The 14,318-nt window shown below is 73.7% G+C and carries 13 protein-coding genes and 1 tRNA gene; 11 read left to right on the top strand and 3 right to left on the bottom strand.

Annotated features, from left to right (window positions below; all coding sequences use genetic code 11):
* A partial coding sequence (locus IE321_RS37670; RefSeq protein WP_190226217.1) for a S1C family serine protease occupies window positions 1-1,168 on the top strand: 1,168 nt, incomplete at its 5' end.
* A gap of 94 nt (window positions 1,169-1,262) precedes the next feature.
* Here the strand turns inward: IE321_RS37670 and IE321_RS37675 are convergent.
* A complete protein-coding gene (locus IE321_RS37675) occupies window positions 1,263-2,114 on the bottom strand; it encodes an MHYT domain-containing protein (RefSeq protein ID WP_190226218.1) in 852 nt (283 codons plus the stop codon).
* 209 nt (window positions 2,115-2,323) lie between these two features.
* Between IE321_RS37675 and IE321_RS37680 the strand changes: the two genes are divergently transcribed.
* Window positions 2,324-2,410, top strand: a tRNA-Ser gene (locus tag IE321_RS37680).
* 68 nt (window positions 2,411-2,478) lie between these two features.
* Here IE321_RS37680 and IE321_RS42535 read toward each other — a convergent pair.
* A complete protein-coding gene (locus IE321_RS42535; protein WP_226652191.1) occupies window positions 2,479-4,008 on the bottom strand; it encodes a hypothetical protein in 1,530 nt (509 codons plus the stop codon).
* A gap of 398 nt (window positions 4,009-4,406) precedes the next feature.
* Between IE321_RS42535 and IE321_RS37690 the strand changes: the two genes are divergently transcribed.
* From IE321_RS37690 to IE321_RS37730, 9 genes are all read left to right on the top strand, one after another.
* Complete coding sequence (locus tag IE321_RS37690; RefSeq protein ID WP_190226219.1) at window positions 4,407-4,928, top strand: O-acetyl-ADP-ribose deacetylase; 522 nt, start codon at window positions 4,407-4,409, stop codon at window positions 4,926-4,928.
* A 489-nt stretch (window positions 4,929-5,417) separates the two neighbouring features.
* A complete protein-coding gene (locus IE321_RS37695) occupies window positions 5,418-5,723 on the top strand; it encodes a hypothetical protein (protein ID WP_043224849.1) in 306 nt (101 codons plus the stop codon).
* 220 nt (window positions 5,724-5,943) lie between these two features.
* Complete coding sequence (locus IE321_RS37700) at window positions 5,944-7,110, top strand: acyl-CoA dehydrogenase family protein (protein ID WP_190226220.1); 1,167 nt, start codon at window positions 5,944-5,946, stop codon at window positions 7,108-7,110.
* On the top strand, window positions 7,107-8,096 hold the full coding sequence (locus tag IE321_RS37705) for a bifunctional MaoC family dehydratase N-terminal/OB-fold nucleic acid binding domain-containing protein (protein ID WP_190226221.1): 990 nt from the start codon (window positions 7,107-7,109) through the stop codon (window positions 8,094-8,096). The genes IE321_RS37700 and IE321_RS37705 overlap by 4 nt, the downstream gene beginning before the upstream one ends.
* Window position 8,097: 1 nt before the next feature.
* A complete protein-coding gene (locus tag IE321_RS37710) occupies window positions 8,098-9,132 on the top strand; it encodes an acyl-CoA dehydrogenase family protein (RefSeq protein ID WP_190226222.1) in 1,035 nt (344 codons plus the stop codon).
* Window positions 9,129-9,539 carry a MaoC/PaaZ C-terminal domain-containing protein gene (locus tag IE321_RS37715; RefSeq protein ID WP_190226223.1) on the top strand — a complete coding sequence of 137 codons (411 nt, stop codon included), beginning with the start codon at window positions 9,129-9,131 and terminating at the stop codon, window positions 9,537-9,539. The genes IE321_RS37710 and IE321_RS37715 overlap by 4 nt, the downstream gene beginning before the upstream one ends.
* A complete protein-coding gene (locus IE321_RS37720) occupies window positions 9,536-10,702 on the top strand; it encodes a lipid-transfer protein (RefSeq protein WP_190226224.1) in 1,167 nt (388 codons plus the stop codon). The genes IE321_RS37715 and IE321_RS37720 overlap by 4 nt, the downstream gene beginning before the upstream one ends.
* Window positions 10,703-10,905: 203 nt before the next feature.
* Complete coding sequence (locus IE321_RS37725; RefSeq protein ID WP_079022062.1) at window positions 10,906-11,505, top strand: SigE family RNA polymerase sigma factor; 600 nt, start codon at window positions 10,906-10,908, stop codon at window positions 11,503-11,505.
* 198 nt (window positions 11,506-11,703) lie between these two features.
* The gene (locus IE321_RS37730; protein WP_190226225.1) at window positions 11,704-13,356 is read left to right on the top strand and encodes a long-chain fatty acid--CoA ligase; all 1,653 of its coding nucleotides are present in this window, start codon (window positions 11,704-11,706) and stop codon (window positions 13,354-13,356) included.
* 49 nt (window positions 13,357-13,405) lie between these two features.
* Here IE321_RS37730 and IE321_RS37735 read toward each other — a convergent pair.
* On the bottom strand, window positions 13,406-14,318 hold a 913-nt coding region (locus IE321_RS37735; protein ID WP_506417411.1), incomplete at its 5' end, for a response regulator transcription factor.

Here is a 14,318-nt window from a genome sequence, read left to right on the forward strand (position 1 = left end):
CGTGCCGTCCTGGGGCGAGCCGGTGCCGCCCGCGGACCCGGCCGCCCCGCGCAAGCGCACCGGCGGTCTCGTCGCGGCGGTGCTGGTGGCGGCGCTCGTCGCGGGCGGCATCGGCGGCGGCATCGGCTACTGGGCCGCCCAGCGCGAGGACCGGGGCCCGGAGTCGACGACGGTCAGCTCGGGCGAGGCCCCCGCCTCCTTCAAGCGGGAGCCGGGCACGGTCGCGGCGGTCGCCGCGAAGGCGCTGCCGAGCGTGGTCACCATCCAGGCCAAGTCGGGCGGCACCCAGGGCGAGGGCGGCACCGGCACCGGCTTCGTCTACGACCAGGAGGGCCACATCGTCACCAACAACCACGTGGTGGCGTCGGCGGCGGAGGGCGGCACCCTCTCCGCGACCTTCTCGGACGGCAGGACGTACGACGCCGAGGTCGTCGGACGGGCCGAGGGCTACGACGTGGCCGTCATCAAGCTGAAGGAGGCCCCGAAGGGGCTGAAGCCGCTGCCGCTGGGCGACTCGGACAAGGTGGCGGTCGGCGACTCGACGATCGCGATCGGCGCGCCCTTCGGCCTCTCCAACACGGTGACGACGGGCATCATCAGCGCCAAGAACCGCCCGGTGGCTTCCGGCGACGGCGGCGGCAGCAACTCGTACATGAGCGCCCTGCAGACGGACGCGTCGATCAACCCGGGCAACTCGGGCGGTCCGCTGCTCGACGCGGCCGGCGCGGTGATCGGCATCAACTCCGCGATCCAGTCCACCGGCGGCGGCTACGGCCAGTCGCAGGCGGGCTCCATCGGCCTCGGCTTCGCGATCCCGGTCAACCAGGCGAAGGCGGTGGCCGAGCAGCTGATCAAGACCGGAAAGCCGGTCTACCCGGTGATCGGCGCGACCGTGAACATGAACGACAAGGGCGAGGGCGCGAGGATCGCCGATCAGGGCGCGGGCGGCACGGAGGCGGTGACCCCGAGCGGCCCCGCCGCCAAGGCGGGTCTGAAGCCCGGTGACGTGATCACGGCCTTCGGGGACCACCCGATCGACAGCGGTCCGTCCCTCATCAGCGAGATCTGGACCCACAAGCCGGGCGACTCCGTGAAGATCACCTACGAGCGCGGCGGCAAGACGGCGCAGACGACGGTCGTCCTCGGCGAGCGCACCGGCGACAGCTGACCGACCCACGCGCGCGCGGGACGCGCGGGCGGGGACGCGGAACGGCGCCGGGGGAGCACCCCCGGCGCCGTCTCCGTCGGTCCTGGCGCGCGGCCTAGAGCTCGCGCCCCGGGCTCCCGCTGGTGACGCCCCAGTTGTTGTCGGCGTTCAGGTCGGCCTGGATGTCGCCGATGTCGATGCGCCGGGCGGGTCCGGCGGCAGCGGGCTCGTCGTCGCCCATGATGAGCATCGGGTCGAGCATCACCACGGCGGCGGCCAGGACCAGGAAGATGAGCGGGCCGACGAGCAGCGGCAGTACGTCGATGGCCGAGGAGCCGTCGCCCGAGGTGGCGTGGGCGTCATGGGCGACCTGGACGCCCACGGAGGCCATGCCGGTGTAGTGCATGCCGGTCACGGCGACGCCCATGACGACGCTCGCGCCGAGGCTGGCGAGGAAGCCGCGGACGGAGACGGCGGCCCAGAGGGCGGCGGTCGCGGCGACGACGGCGATGAGGACGGAGAGCGCGACGACGCCGGGCGCGTAGGTGAGGGAGCCGTCCATCCGCATGGCGGCCATGCCCAGGTAGTGCATGCCGGCGACGCCGAGCCCGGTGAAGACGCCGGCGGCGAGCAGCGGGACCGGCCGGGTGCCGCGGTAGCCCACGGTGAAGACGCCGGCGCCGACGACGAACACCGCGACGAGCAGGCTGAGGAAGGTCAGCGTGCCGTCGTACGAGATCGCCGTCTCGCTCACCTGGAAGCCGAGCATCGCGATGAAGTGCATCGTCCAGATCCCGCATCCGATCGACGTGGCGCCCAGCGCCAGCCATCCGGGTTTCCGGGTCCGCCCGGTCGCGAGCGACCGTACGGTGCAGCGCAGCCCCAGCGCGCTGCCCAGGCAGGCCATCACATAGCCCACGAGGGGCGTGACCATGCCATAGCTGAACCCGTCGATCGTGCCCTGCACCGTGCGACCCTCTGTTCTTCTCAAGAAACGTGGAGATGTTGTGAAGGGGACTCTAACCCGGCGTTCCCGGCGTTCCGTCAGCGCCCGTCCCATCTCCGGACGCACCGGACGCCGCCCCGCGAACCCGCCCGACCCGTCCCGCTCTCCCGCACCCCCTCCGCCCACCCGGTACGCTGTAGCCCGCTCCGCCCCAAGCGGTCCGGAGCGAGGGTGGGTTGCCCGAGCGGCCTAAGGGAACGGTCTTGAAAACCGTCGAGGCAGCGATGTCTCCGTGGGTTCAAATCCCACACCCACCGCGGTGCGCGAGAGCCCCCGTCCGGCGAGACCGGACGGGGGCTCTCGGCTTTCCGGGCGGGCCCGGGCCTCAGGGGAGGGGGTGGCTGCGGGCCTGCGGGCTGTTCAGGCAGAGGGCGATGTTGCGGACCGCGGAGGTGAGCTCCTCGATCACCCGGGCCGCCTGCTCCGCGTTGTGGAAGACCGGCGGGGAGGTGAGGGAACGACTCAGCTCCTCCGCGGCCCGCACGACGGGTGTGGCGTCCGGGACGACCATCGGGGCCGTCGTCGGGGCGGCCGTGGGAGCGGGGGCCGGGACGGCGGCGGGCGCGGACGGGCCTGCCTGCGCGGAGTGGGTGACCTGCGTGGAGTGGGTGGCCTGGGCGGGGTGGGTGGCCTGTGCGGGGTGGCCGGGCTGCGCGGGGTGGGTGGCCTGGACGGCCTGAGGGGCCGGGGGCGGTGCCGAGGGGTACGGGTCGGGCTCCGGCCGGTAGTCGTCGAAGGCGGGCGAGAAGGCACCGGAGCCGGTGACCAGGGAGGAGCGCGAATCCTCCTGGGGGTGCGGCGCCGCGGGACCCTGCCCGTGCTCCGCCATGAGGCCCTGACCGTGCGCCGGCGGGAGGCCTTGGCCGTGGGTGGGCGAGGAGCCCTGGCCGTGGGCGGGGGAGGGACCCTGACCGTGCGCCGGCGGGAGGCCCTGGCCGTGGGCGGGGGAGGGGCCCTGGCCGTGGGTGGGCGCGAGGTTCTGGCCGTGGGCGAAGGAGAGGTTCTGCCCGTGCTCCGCCATGAGGCCCTGGCCGTGGGCGGGGGAGGGGCCCTGGCCGTGAGGAGGTGCGAGGTCGTGGCCGTGGGCGGGTGCGAGGGCGGGGCGGGGCTGGGGCAGGAAGAAGTGGTCGAAGCCGGGGAAGGCCGGGGTGGGCGGGTGGACGGCGGGCTGGGGGTACTTGGCCTGCCACTGCGCCCGGTAGAGCGCCACCTGGTCCTCACAGGCGGACCGGGCGTGGAAGACGGCGGTGTCCTCGCCCAGGTCCGGGTACCAGAGGTTGGGGCCGGGGAAGCGCACGGTCCGCATGCGCGGCTTGACCAGCTCGGCGCACCCCATGCAGCAGCCCTCCGGCACGATGAGCGGGATGCCGCCGCTCTGCTCCGGGACGCGGGGGCCGGCCTCGGGGCTGTACTCCCCGTGGTGGCAGGGCGGGAGTTCGCCGCAGGCCCGGCAGACTGCGTAGTGCTCGGGGAGGACCTGCCAGCCCTGGCTGGCGGGGGCGCACCAGTGCTTCGGCGCGGAGCGGGGGAGGTTCTCGTCGCGCAGTGCGAGGACCACCGGGCGCTTGTAGAAGTTGCCGCGGTCCGAAGCCGGTTTGACCGACTGGTTGTTGACCCCCCGCAGCTCGTTGGCGTGCCACCACAGCTCCATGTGGTCGCGCCAGGCCTTCTCGTAGGCGTCGGGCCAGTGGTCGGTGGGGTAGCCGGTGATCTCCAGGACCCGCCACGCGCGCCGGTCGAGCACGACGATGGAACCCGCACGCAGCCGCAGATGGGTTCCCTCGGCTCCCTCGTCCGGCCAGTCGTGGCGGCCGATGAGGGTGGGCTGGTCCGGGAGCCACCTGCGAATCTGCATGACACGCTCCTAGGCGACGAGACGTCGTGGTTTCAACTGGGGCAGTAGGTGAAATTCTGGATAATTTAGGCGCGGGTGCGAGGTTAGACACGCGCTTTTCTCCTTCTGCTTCAGGGTGAAGCACCTGTCGGACCGGCCATTTCGTGCCTCGCGCCCGTCGGGAGGCCCTGGATGTCGAGTCCGGAGGCGGTGGTTCCGGGGGCGGCCGCGAGGGCCGGAACACCCACTCGTACGTGTGACATCGCTTCCTTCGTACCGGCTCGTAGGTATGCATTGCCCCGTGTCCGGGCCGTCCCGGGCCCCGCGGGACGGTGGAGTGGGGTAAAAGCGCTTCCTCCCTCCGCCGGGGCGACGGGAGGATGGAGGGGACGGGAGAGCCGGGGGCCGAGGAGGGTGTCGTGGTCCGGATCGTGCTGGTGCGGGGGGACATCACCGCCGAGGCGGTGGACGCGGTGGTCAACGCCGCGAACTCGTCCCTGCTCGGGGGTGGTGGGGTCGACGGGGCCATCCACCGCGAGGGCGGGCCGGAGATCCTCGCCGCCTGCCGGGACCTGCGTCGCTCGCACTACGGCAAGGGGCTGCCGACCGGGCACGCGGTCGCGACCACGGCCGGGCGGCTGCCGGCGCGCCATGTGATCCACACCGTGGGGCCGGTCTGGTCGGCGAGCGAGGACCGGTCGGGACTGCTGGTCTCCTGCTACCGGGAGTCCCTGCGGGTGGCGGACGAGTTGGGGGCCCGTACGGTCGCCTTCCCGGCCGTCTCCACGGGTGTCTACGGCTGGCCGCTCGACGACGGGGCGCGGATCGCGGTCGGAACCGTGCGGGCGGCGGAGACGGAGGTCGAGGAGGTGCGGTTCGTGCTCTTCGACGCGACCGCGTACGCGGCCTTCGAGGCGGCCGCGAGCGGTGACGGCGGCTGATCCGGAGTTTTCTCGGCCCTGGTGACCTGGCGCCCCTGGTGGCCTGACGACCAGGCGACCTGGCGCCCCAGTGCCTTGATGCCCGTTGCCCCGGCGCCCTTTCGAGCTTTCGTTCGGGAGGGCGTCTTCGCGTTCGGTGGGGATGCGGGGGCGGTGGAGGGGAGTCGTCCGGTTTCCGGGCGGGTGGCGGAACGCTTCCTCTCTTGGGGGGTAAGGGATCCACGGCCCGGAAGCCATGGGGCCGGGCTGAGCTGGGCTTTTCTCGGCTACGAAGGGTTTATCGGCTTGTCCTCACGCTTGCGGGGGAATCGGCCGCTCCGGGGTGGTTCGCCGGGGATTCGGTGGGCAACTCTGGACTCGCGACGTCGAGCAGAGAACGACCGGGGCGGTCGGCCAACCTCCCTGGTCAGGGCCGGAGTTCACGGCCCGCCTTCAGAGACCACCGTTTCCGTGCACAGCAGACTGGCTTCAGTTCCCGGAGGAACAGACATGGCAAGCATCCGTACCGCCCGCATCGCCGCCGCCGTCGTCGCCCTGCCGCTCGCCGCCGCCCTCTTCGGCGGCGTGGCGCAGGCCGACAACGGCGGTTTCGCGGACGACGGATCGAACACGAGCGTCGCCACGATCATCGGCAGCGGCGTGGGTGGCGACAACAACGGCAACTCGACCACCACGCAGCAGGTGGCGACCGGCTCCGGTGCCTCCAACCAGAACAACACGGCGAGTGTGAACGGCTCGGCCTTCACCCACATCTCCCAGGCGAACAACACGGTCAACTTCTACCCGTGGTGGTGACCGCCCCGCGGGTCCGGCCCGAGGGGGAGTGAGCGCGGTGTGAACGGCGGCCCGCGCGCCGGTGCTTCGGTACCGGCGCGCGGGCCGCCTCGCCGTTCCGGGCGGGGGGTCGCGCCGCCCCTCCGGGTCGCGTCGTCGTTTCGGCCGGGGTGCCTTGACAGGGCGAGTAGATCTGACGGACAGTCAGAAACCTTCGTCGTCCCCTCCGGGAGGCCGTCCCGTGCACCTCGCCCCGACCGAGCGCCAGCTCCGGCTGCGTGCCGAACTCCGCGCGTACTTCCGCGAGACGATGCCCGACGGGCCGCCCCCGGCGACCGACGGCGCCGCCCAGCGCCGGCTGCTGCGGCGGATCGGCGCCGACGGCCTCCTGGGCCTCGGCTGGCCGCAGGAGTACGGCGGCCAGGGCCGCGGCTCCGACGAGCAGTTCGTCTTCTTCGACGAGGCGTACCGCGCCGGCGCCCCCGTCTCGATGGTCACCCTGAACACCGTCGGGCCCACCCTCATGCGGTACGGCACCGAGGAGCAGAAGGCCGCCTTCCTGCCGGGGATCCTGCGCGGGGAGTGCGTCTTCGCCATCGGCTACAGCGAGCCCGAGGCGGGTACGGACCTGGCCTCGCTCCGCACCCGGGCGGTGCGCGACGGCGACTCCTGGGTCGTCGACGGGCAGAAGGTCTTCACCTCCAACGCGCAGCAAGCCGACTGGATCTGGCTCGCCTGCCGCACCGACCCCGACGCGCCCCCGCACCAGGGCATCTCCATCCTCCTCGTCCCCACCGACGCCCCGGGCTTCTCCTGGACCCCGATCGAGACCGTCGGCGGGCTCACCACGACCGCGACCTACTACGACGGGATCCGGGTCCCGGCCGGGAACCTCGTCGGCGAGGAGAACGGCGGCTGGGGGCTGATCACCAACCAGCTCAACCACGAGCGGGTCGCGCTGGCCGCGATCGGGATGCAGGCCGAGGACTTCTTCGCCGCCGCCCTCGACCGCGCCCGTACACCCGATCCGGTGACCGGTCGGCGTCGGATTGACGAGCCGTGGGTGCGGATCCGGGCGGCCGAGGCGCAGGCCCGGCTGGCGGCGACGCGCCTGCTCAACTGGCGTCTGGTGGGGGACGTGGGGGCCGGTCGGCTGACCCCCGGGGACGCCAGCGGCGTGAAGTTCGCGGGAACCGAATCGGCGGTGGAGGTGTACCGAATATGTCAGGAGATCGCGGGTGACGCGGGGACGGTGCGGGCGGGATCGCCGGGAGAGCGGGACGGCGGCGAGCTGGAGCGCATGAACCGCGCCGCCCAGATCAACACCTTCGGGGGAGGGGTGAGCGAGGTGCAGCGGGAGATCGTCGCTCGGGCACGGCTCGGCATGCGGGGAAGGGGACGGCGATGAGCGGGGAGGAGCGGGCGCACGACGCCCGGGACGGGCTGTACGACCGGCTGAGGGCGTACGAGGGGAAGCCCGCGGCCATCGCGGGACGGGGCAAGGACCCGGTGAACCTGCCGATGATCCGCCACTGGTGCGAGGCCATGGGGGACGCGCACCCGGCGTACCGGGGGCCGGACGCGGTGGCGCCGCCGACCATGCTCCAGGCGTGGACGATGGGCGGCCTCTCCGGGCACCAGGACCGCTCGGAGGCGTACGGGGAGCTGCTCGGCCTCCTCGACGGGGCCGGGTACACCTCGGTGGTCGCCACCGACTGCGAGCAGGAGTACCTGCGGCCGCTCCGGCCCGGGGACGAGATCACCTTCGACGCCGTCGTCGAGTCCGTCTCGCCGCGCAAGACCACCAAGCTGGGCACCGGCCACTTCGTGACCACCCGGATGGACGTCCGGGCGGGCGGCGAGCTCGCCGGCACCCACCGCTTCCGGATCCTCAAGTACGCCCCGGCCGCGCGTCCCGCGAAGCCCGCGGAGGCCGCGAAGCCCGCGGAGGCCGTGGAGCGGCCCCGTCGGCCACGGCCGGTGGTCAACCGGGACAACGCCGGGTTCTGGGAGGGCGTCGCCGCGCACCGGCTGCTGATCCAGCGGTGCGCGGCCTGCGGCACCCTCCGCTTCCCCTGGCTGCCGGGGTGCAACGACTGCGGCGCCGGGGAGTGGGACACCGTCGAGGCGGGCGGCGAGGGGACCGTCCACTCGTACGTGGTCATGCACCACCCGCCGTTCCCCGCCTTCGACCCGCCGTACGCGGTCGGGCTGATCGAACTGGCCGAGGGCGTCCGGATGATCAGCAACGTGGTGGGGGTGCCGTACGACAAGGTCCGGATCGGGATGCCGGTCCGGCTGGAGTTCCAGCGGGTCGACGAGGAGCTGGAGCTGCCCGTCTTCCGCGCCGTGGAGGACGGACCGGCCGCGGGACCCGGGGAAGGGGAGCGCTGACATGGACTTCACGCCCACCGAGGAGCAGGAGGCCGCGCGCGAGCTGGCCGCCCGGATCCTCGGCGACCTCGCCACGCACGAGCGGCTCACCGCCGCCGGCACCGCCACCGACGCCGAGCTGTGGAAGGCGCTGAGCGCGGCCGGACTGCCCGCCGCCGTCGAGGAGCTCGGCCTGCTCGGCCTCGTCCTCCTCCTGGAGGAACAGGGCCGCGTGACCGCCCAGGTGCCGCTCGCCGCGACCGGGGTGTACGGCGTCCTCGCCGTCGCCCGGCACGGCACCGCCGCGCAGCGCGCCCGCCTCCTGCCGGCGCTGGGGGACGGCACGGCCGTCGCGACCGGGGCCTTCCCGGCGACCGGCGCCGTCACGGCGCGGGACGGGCGGCTCAGCGGGTCCGTCGGCTGGGTGCCGTGGCTGCGCGACGCGACCTGGGTGCTCGTCCCGGACGCGGACCGGGCCCTGTGGCTGGTGCGGGCCGAGGACGCCGGGATCGAGGCCGTCGAGCTGACCGCGCCCTGGTCGGCGGGGCGACTGGTGCTCGACGGGACGCCCGCGGAGCGGCTCGGGGACCGGGAGGGGCCCGGCCCGTACGAGGACGTGCTGGCCGCCGCCCGGACCGCCTTCGCCGGGCTCCAGGCGGGCGTCTGCGCCGGTTCGCTGGCCCGGGCCGTCGCGTACACCTCCGTACGGGAGCAGTTCGGGCGGCCGCTCGCCACCCGGCAGGCGGTACAACTGCGGGCCGCCGACGCCTACATGGACACCGAGTCCATCCGGGTCACCACCTACGAGGCGGCCTGGCGGTCCGACGCGGGCCTGGACTGCGCCCGGGCGGCGCTGACCGCCGCCTGGTGGGCGTCGGAGGCGGGCAAGCGGGTCGTGCACAGCGGCCAGCACCTCCACGGAGGCATGGGCGCCGACCTGGACCACCCCGTCCACCGGCACTTCCTGTGGGGCCGGCAGCTCGACGCGTACCTCGGACACGGCACCCAACTCCTCGCCGAACTCGGCGACCTGCTCGCGGAAGGGGACCCGGCATGACGACCGTCCCGAGGACCGGTGACGCGCTGCCGCCGCTGGAGATCCCGGTGACCCGCACCCTGATCGTGGCCGGGGCCGTCGCCTCCCGCGACTACCAGGACGTGCACCACGACGCGGAGGCCGCCCGGGAGAAGGGTTCGCCGGACGTCTTCATGAACATCCTCACCACGAACGGCCTCGTCGGCCGGTACGTCACCGACCACTTCGGCCCGCGCGCGGTGCTCCGCAAGGTCGCCATCCGGCTCGGCGCCCCCAACTACCCCGGCGACACGATGACCCTGACCGGCACCGTCACCGGGGTGACGGACGGCCCGGACGGCACCACCCTCGCGCTCGTCCGCGTCGCCGGGGCCAACGGGCTCGGCCACCACGTCACCGGCACCGTCACCGTGGAGGTGCCCCGATGAGCCTGCGCCGCCCCGACGCGCTCGGCGGCCGGGCGGCCGTCGCCGGCATCGGCGCGACCGAGTTCTCCAAGGACTCCGGCCGCAGCGAACTCTCCCTCGCCGTCGAGGCGGTGCGCGCCGCCCTCGACGACGCCGGGCTCACCCCGGGGGACGTGGACGGGCTCGTCACCTTCACGATGGACACCAACCCCGAGATCACCGTCGCCCAGGCGGCCGGCATCGGCGAGCTGTCCTACTTCTCCCGCGTCCACTACGGCGGCGGGGCCGCCTGCGCCACCGTCCAGCAGGCCGCGCTCGCCGTCGCCGCGGGCGTCGCCGAGGTCGTCGTCTGCTACCGGGCCTTCAACGAGCGGTCGGGCCGCCGCTTCGGCTCCGGCGTGCAGCGCCGCGAGCCGTCCGCCGAGGGCGCGGCGCTCGGCTGGCAGCTGCCCTTCGGACTGCTCACCCCCGCCTCCTGGGTCGCCATGGCCGCCCAGCGCTACCTGCACGACCACGGGCTCACCCCGGAGGTCTTCGGGCACGTCGCCGTCACCGACCGGCGGTACGCGGCGACCAACCCGGCCGCCTGGTTCCACGGCAAGCCGATCACCCTCGCCGACCACGCGGCCTCCCGCTGGATCGCCGAGCCGCTCCGCCTCCTCGACTGCTGCCAGGAGACCGACGGCGGCCAGGCGATCGTCGTCACCACCACCGAGCGCGCCCGCGACCTGCGCCGGCCGCCCGCCGTCGTCCTCGCCGCCGCCCAGGGGGCGGGCCGCAAGCAGGAGGCCATGACCAGCTTCTACCGGGACGGGCTGAGCGGCCTGCCCGAGATGGGGGTCGTCGCGCGCCAGCTGTGGCAGACCTCGGGGCTGCGTCCGGCCGACATCGACGTGGGCATCCTCTACGACCACTTCACCCCCTTCGTGCTCATGCAGCTGGAGGAGTTCGGCTTCTGCGGGCCGGGCGAGGGCGGGGACTTCGTCGCGGCGGACGCGCTGCCGATCAACACCCACGGGGGGCAGCTCGGCGAGGCGTACCTGCACGGCATGAACGGCATCGCCGAGGCGGTGCGGCAGCTGCGGGGCACCTCCGTGAACCAGATACCCGGCGCGGCCCGGGCCCTGGTCACGGCCGGTACCGGGGTGCCGACCTCGGGTCTGGTGCTGGGCACGGACACCTGACGGGCGCCGCCCGGCGCCCGGGGGCCGGGCGGCGCGCCGGGGGCCGGGGCGGAGCCGGAACCCCGGGCGGACCCTGACCCCGGGGTGACGGCGGCTCCACCCAGAGGAGGTGGGGGCACCCCGAGGACTCCGACCTGAGGGGGAGCCCGGTTCGGGACCTGGGGCCGATCCGCCCGGTACCCCGCCGCTCCTAGCGTGGAGTCATGACTCCGCCACCCACTGGCCCCGTCTGCGCCGGCGCCTCGACGGCCGCCACCCGGCCCGCACAGCGCACGGCTCCGCGCCAGGGCCCGCGCCCGTTCGCGTACCCCTCGTTCTCCTCCTTCGTGAGGGCGCGGCAGCCGCTGCTGCTGCGCACCGCACGCTCGCTGACCGCGAACCCGTGCGACGCCGAGGACCTGCTCCAGACCGCGCTCACCAAGACCTTCGTGGCCTGGGACCGGATCGAGGACCACCGGGCCCTCGACGGGTACGTGCGCCGGGCGCTGGTGAACACCCGCACCTCGCAGTGGCGCAAGCGCAAGGTGGAGGAGTTCGTCTGCGAGGAGCTGCCCGAGCCCGTCGGCCCGGCCGAGCCGGACCCGGCCGAGCGCCAGGTCCTGCACGACGCCATGTGGCGCGCCGTGATGAAGCTCCCGGAGCGGCAGCGGCAGATGGTCGTCCTGCGGTACTACGAGGACCTCAGCGAGGCCCAGACGGCCGAGGTGCTCGGGGTCTCCGTCGGCACGGTGAAGAGCGCGGTCTCCCGCGCCCTGGGCCGCCTGCGCGAGGACCCGGAACTCACGGCGGGCGTCGGGGCCTGAGCCCCGGACCGCCGGCGCCCGAGCCGGCCCCCGAACCCCCGGCCCCCGAACTCCCGGGCCGTCGCGCTCGGCTCATCATCGGCATCTGCCAGTGATCACTGGCAATTTCCGTACTCCCGGGTAGTGACATACCGCGCGGTACGTGCGCAGAATCTGCACATCCTTACTGCCACGTAGCGCCCACCGGGAGGACGCCCCGTGTACAGCACCATGCAGGACGTACAGCTCACCATCAGCCGGATCCTCGAGCACGGCCGACGGGTCCACGGCGGGTCCACCGTCACGACCTGGACCGGTGAGCCGGAGCCGCACCGCCGCACCTACGCGGAGATCGGCGACCGCGCCGCCCAGCTCGCCAACGCGCTCCGCGACGAGCTGGGAGTCCGGCCGGGCGAGGCGACGGCGACGCTCATGTGGAACAATGCGGAGCACGTCGAGGCGTACTTCGCGCTGCCGTCCATGGGCGCCGTCCTGCACACGCTCAACCTGCGGCTTCCCCCCGAGCAGCTGGTCTTCATCGTCAACCACGCCGCCGACCGGGTGGTCCTGGTCAACGGTTCGCTGCTCCCCCTGCTCGCCCCGCTCCTGCCGCACCTGCCGACGGTCGAGCACGTCGTCGTCGCCGGCCCCGGCGACCGCTCCCTCCTGGAGGGAGCCGCCCCGCGCGTCCACGAGTACGAGGAGCTGATCGCGGGCCGTCCGACCACCTACGACTGGCCCGAGCTGGACGAGCGCACGGCCGCCGCCATGTGCTACACCTCCGGCACCACCGGCGACCCGAAGGGCGTCGTCTACTCCCACCGGTCGATCTACCTGCACTCCATGCAGGTGAACATGGCCGAGTCGATGGCCCTCACGGACCGGGACACCACCCTGGTCGTCGTCCCGCAGTTCCACGTCAACGCCTGGGGCCTGCCGCACGCCACCTTCATGACCGGCATCAACATGCTCATGCCGGACCGCTTCCTCCAGCCGGCCCCGCTCGCCGAGATGATCGAGCGCGAGAAGCCCAGCCACGCGGCCGCCGTCCCCACCATCTGGCAGGGCCTGCTCGCCGAGGTCACGGCCAACCCGCGCGACCTCTCCTCGATGAAGCAGGTCACCATCGGCGGCGCCGCCTGCCCGCCCTCCCTCATGGAGGCGTACGACAAGCTCGGCGTCCGGCTGTGCCACGCCTGGGGCATGACGGAGACCTCCCCGCTCGGCACCATGGCGCACCCGCCCGCCGGACTGACCCCGGAGGAGGAGTGGCCCTACCGCGTCACGCAGGGACGGTTCCCCGCCAGCGTCGAGGCCCGGCTGGTCGGCCCCGCCGGCGAGCACCTGCCCTGGGACGGCGAGTCCGCCGGCGAGCTGGAGGTGCGCGGCACCTGGATCGCGGGCGCGTACTTCGGCGGCGTCGGCGCCGACCCGGTCCGCCCCGAGGACAAGTTCAGCGAGGACGGCTGGCTCAAGACCGGCGACGTCGGCGTGATCAGCCCCGACGGCTTCCTCACCCTCACCGACCGCGCCAAGGACGTCATCAAGTCCGGCGGCGAGTGGATCTCCAGCGTCGAGCTGGAGAACGCGATCATGGCCCACCCGGCCGTCGCCGAGGCCGCCGTCGTCGCGGTCCCGGACGAGAAGTGGGGCGAGCGCCCGCTCGCCACCGTCGTCCTCAAGGAGGGCGAGAGCGCCGACTACGCCACCCTGCGGGACTTCCTCGCCACCGAGGGCGGCATCGCCAAGTGGCAGCTGCCGGAGCGCTGGGCGATCGTGCCCGCCGTCCCGAAGACCAGCGTCGGCAAGTTCGACAAGAAGGTCATCCGCAAGCAGTACGCGGAGGGCGAGCTGGACGTCACCCAGCTGTAAGCCGGTACGGGGAAGGGGGAGGGCCGCCGAAAAGGGGCCCTCCCCCTTCTCAGTTGGTGCCGATCTTCGCCAGCAGGTCGACGATCCGGGCCTGGACCTCGGCGCTGTTGGAGCGCTCGGCCAGGAAGAGGACCGTCTCGCCGGAGGACAGCTCCGGCAGCTTCGCCGCGTCGAGGTCGGTCGAGGTGTAGACGACCAGCGGGGTGCGGTTGAGCTGCCCGTTCGCCCGCAGCCAGTCGATGATCCCGGCCCGCCGGCGGCGCACCTGCATGAGGTCCATGACCACCAGGTTCGGCCGGGTCTCGGCGGCCAGCGCCACCGCCTCGGTGTCCGTGGCCGCGCGCACCACCTGCATGCCGCGCCGCTCCAGGGTGGCGGCGAGGGCGTCCGCGATGTGCTCGTTCTCCTCGATGACCAGCACCCGGGACGGGTGCTGCTCGCTGTCGCGCGGGGCGAGCGCCTTGAGGAGGACGGCGGGATCGGCGCCGTACGCCTCCTCCCGGCCCGCCTGCCCGAGCCCGGCCGCGAGCAGCACCGGCACCTCGGCGGCGACGGCCGCCTGGCGCAGCGACTGGAGCGCGGTCCGGGTGATGGGCCCGGTCAGCGGGTCGACGAAGAGCGCGGCCGGGAAGGCGGCGATCTGCGCGTCGACCTCCTCGCGGGAGTGCACGATCACCGGCCGGTAGCCGCGGTCGCTCAGCGCCTGCTGGGTGGAGACGTCGGGCGCGGGCCAGACGAGCAGCCGGCGCGGGTTGTCGAGCGGCTCCGGGGGCAGTTCGTCGTCGACGGGCAGCGGCGCGGGCCGGTTCACGACCTCGACCGCGCCGCCGGGACCGTCCAGCGGCTCGGGGCCCTCGGCCGACCCCTCGGCGGGCGCCCCTATCGCGTACGCGCGCCCCCGCCCCTCCGACGCGGCCGCCGGCGGCAGCCCGAGCGGCTCCGGCGCGGACGCGGGGACGGGC

Source organism: Streptomyces hydrogenans, assembly GCF_014656075.1.
GTDB classification, from domain to species: Bacteria; Actinomycetota; Actinomycetes; order Streptomycetales; family Streptomycetaceae; genus Streptomyces; species Streptomyces hydrogenans.

What these genes read in the sequence shown, in the direction of transcription:
- IE321_RS42535 (WP_226652191.1), bottom strand. Translation starts at nt 4,008, where the DNA reads ATGCAGATTCGCAGGTGGCTCCCGGACCAGCCCACCCTCATCGGCCGC.
- IE321_RS37695 (WP_043224849.1), top strand. Translation starts at nt 5,418, where the DNA reads ATGGCAAGCATCCGTACCGCCCGCATCGCCGCCGCCGTCGTCGCCCTG.
- IE321_RS37705 (WP_190226221.1), top strand. Translation starts at nt 7,107, where the DNA reads ATGAGCGGGGAGGAGCGGGCGCACGACGCCCGGGACGGGCTGTACGAC.
- IE321_RS37710 (WP_190226222.1), top strand. Translation starts at nt 8,098, where the DNA reads ATGGACTTCACGCCCACCGAGGAGCAGGAGGCCGCGCGCGAGCTGGCC.
- IE321_RS37715 (WP_190226223.1), top strand. Translation starts at nt 9,129, where the DNA reads ATGACGACCGTCCCGAGGACCGGTGACGCGCTGCCGCCGCTGGAGATC.
- IE321_RS37720 (WP_190226224.1), top strand. Translation starts at nt 9,536, where the DNA reads ATGAGCCTGCGCCGCCCCGACGCGCTCGGCGGCCGGGCGGCCGTCGCC.
- IE321_RS37725 (WP_079022062.1), top strand. Translation starts at nt 10,906, where the DNA reads ATGACTCCGCCACCCACTGGCCCCGTCTGCGCCGGCGCCTCGACGGCC.